The sequence below is a fragment of the Streptomyces sp. NPDC058632 genome, from assembly GCF_042717095.1.
Lineage (GTDB): Bacteria > Actinomycetota > Actinomycetes > Streptomycetales > Streptomycetaceae > Streptomyces.
In genome coordinates, this window is sequence record NZ_JBHXQZ010000195.1 from 1 (window position 1) to 2,619 (window position 2,619).

The window sequence follows — 2,619 nt, forward strand, 5'->3', positions numbered from 1 at the left end:
GACGTTCGCGTGGGCGGGCGGTCTGCTCGACGAGGCCGAGGTGCGGGACCTGGCCGAGCGGTGGCTGCGGTCGCTGGAGACCCTCGCGGGCACGGATGCCGAGACCGGCGGCCACACGCCGTCCGACTTCCCCCTCGTGCCCCTCACCCAGGAGCAGGTGGAAACCCTCGAAGCCGCGTACCCCGGCCTGGAGGACGTCCTCCCGCTCTCCCCGCTCCAGGAGGGCCTGCTCTTCCACGCCCACTACGACCACGAGGGCACCGACGTCTACACCGCTCAGGTCGAACTGGACCTGGACGGGCGGCTGGACGAGGCGACCCTGCGGGAGGCATGGACGGCGCTGCTGCGCCGCCACGCCAATCTGCGGGCCGCGTTCGTGCCCGACGTCGCCGGCGTCCCCGTCCAGGTGGTCGTCCGCGACCCCGGACTCCCCTGGCGAACCGTCGATCTGCGCGCCCTGCCCGAGGCGGACGCGGAGGCGGAAGCCGGCCGGATCGCCGCCGAGGAGCACGCGAAGCGCCTCGATCCGGGGCGGGCACCGCTCATGCGCCTCACCGTCGTGGGTCTGAGCGACACCCGGCACCGTCTCGTCCTGACGAACCACCACATCCTGTTCGACGGCTGGTCGGTCCCCGTCCTCGCGAAGGAACTGTTCACCCTGTACGCCGCTGCCGCCGACGGCACCGGCGCGGACCTGCCGCCGTCCACCCCCTACAGCGACTACCTCACCTGGCTCGCCGCACAGGACGGACAGGCGGCCGAGCGGGCCTGGGCGGACGAGCTCGACGGGGTGGAGGAGCCGACCCTCCTGGCCCCGGACACCTCGGCCGCCATCGCCGGGGCACAGGGCGTCCCCGCCAGGATCGACGCGGAGCTCCCCGCGCCGACCGTGACGGCACTGCGCCGGCTGGCGCGGGACCGGGGCCTGACGGTCAACACCCTGGTGCAGGGCGCCTGGGCGCTGCTGCTGTCCAGGCTGACCGGCCGTGACGACGTCGTCTTCGGTACGACGGTCTCCGGCCGGCCGCCGGAGATACCCGGCATCGAGTCCATGGCGGGCCTGTTCATCAACACCCTCCCGGTCCGGGTCGTCCTCGACCCGGTCGAGCGGCTGACCGACCTCCTGCTGCGCGTCCAGACCGCCCAGTCGAAGCTGATGGCCCACCAGCACATCGGTCTGAGCCGGATCAACAGGCTGTCCGGCCTGCCGCGGCTGTTCGACAGCCTCGTCGTCTTCGAGAACTACCCGGTCGCCGAAGGGTCCGTCCCGTCCTCGGGTCTCGCCGTCAGCGGCTCGAAGGTCCACGACGCGACCCACTACCCGGTGACCCTCGCCGCCGGACTCCGCGACGACGAACTGTGGCTGCGGCTCCACTACATGCCGCACCTCCTCACCGAGGAGGCCGCACGCACGCTCACCGGCCGGTTCCGCACGCTGCTGCGGACGCTCGCCGACGACCCCACCCGCCCGTCCGGTTCCGTCGAAGTCCTCACCGCCGAGGAGCGGCACCGCATCCTGGCCGACTGGAACGACGCCGACGCGGATACGACGAAGGCCGCGACGAGCGTCGTCGAGGCGTTCGCGGCGCAGGTGGCGCGTACGCCGGAGGCCGTGGCCGTCCGCTGGGACGGCGGGGTGCGGACCTACCGGGAACTCGACGAGCGGGCGGACCGCCTCACGGCGCGGCTGGTGTCCCTGAGGGTGAGGCCGGAGGAGCGTGTCGCGCTGCTGATGGAGCGTTCGCCGGAGGTCGTGACGGCGATCCTGGGCGTGCTGAAGGCCGGAGCGGTCTACGTGCCCCTCGACGGAAGACTGCCGGAGGTCCGGCTCGCCTCGATGACACGACTGGCCGGGTGCCGCGTCGTGGTCACGGACGGCAGCACGACCACCGACGCCTTGCCCGGAATCGAGCACGAGGTCCCGGTCCCGGCCGGTGGCGACGACCGTCCGAAGGGGCCCTCCCTCCGGGCCCCCGCCGTGCGCGTCCTGCCGGACAGCGCCGCCTACGTGATGTTCACGTCCGGCTCCACCGGCGAGCCGAAGGGCGTGGAGATCACCCACCGCGGAGTGGTCGGCCTGGCCACCGACCGCCGCTGGAACACCGGTGCCGCCTCTCGTGCCGACACGGTCCCGCACCGGGTGCTGCTGCACTCGCCGTACGGTTTCGACCCGTCCACCTACGAGTTGTGGATGCCCCTGCTCGGCGGCGGCGAGGTCGTCGTCGCACCGCCCGGCGACCTCGACGTACCCACCATCGCCCGTACGGTCCGCACGTACGGCGTGACCTCGCTGCTGCTCACCGCCGGACTGTTCCGGGTGGTCGCGGAGGAGGACCCCGGCTGCCTGGAGGGGGTCCGGGAGGTGCTGACCGGCGGAGACGTGGTCTCTTCGGCGTCCGTGCGGCGTGTCCTGAACGCGTGCCCGAACACGGACGTCACCGACATCTACGGCCCGACCGAGATCACCCTGTTCGCCACCCAGCACACCATGCGGGACGCGGCCCGGGTGCCGGGCAACGTCCCCATCGGCCGTGCCCGTGACGGCATGCGGGCCTATGTGCTCGACGGCCGGCTGCGGCCGGTGCCGCCCGGGGCGCAGGGTGAGCTGTACATCGCCGG

Annotated in this window: 1 protein-coding gene; it reads left to right on the plus strand. The window is 72.9% G+C overall.

All coding sequences use genetic code 11. The features are described 5' to 3' along the window. Positions 1 to 2,619, plus strand: a 2,619-nt coding sequence (locus ACFWVE_RS34910; protein WP_384023251.1) for a condensation domain-containing protein, incomplete at both ends; no start/stop codon positions are given.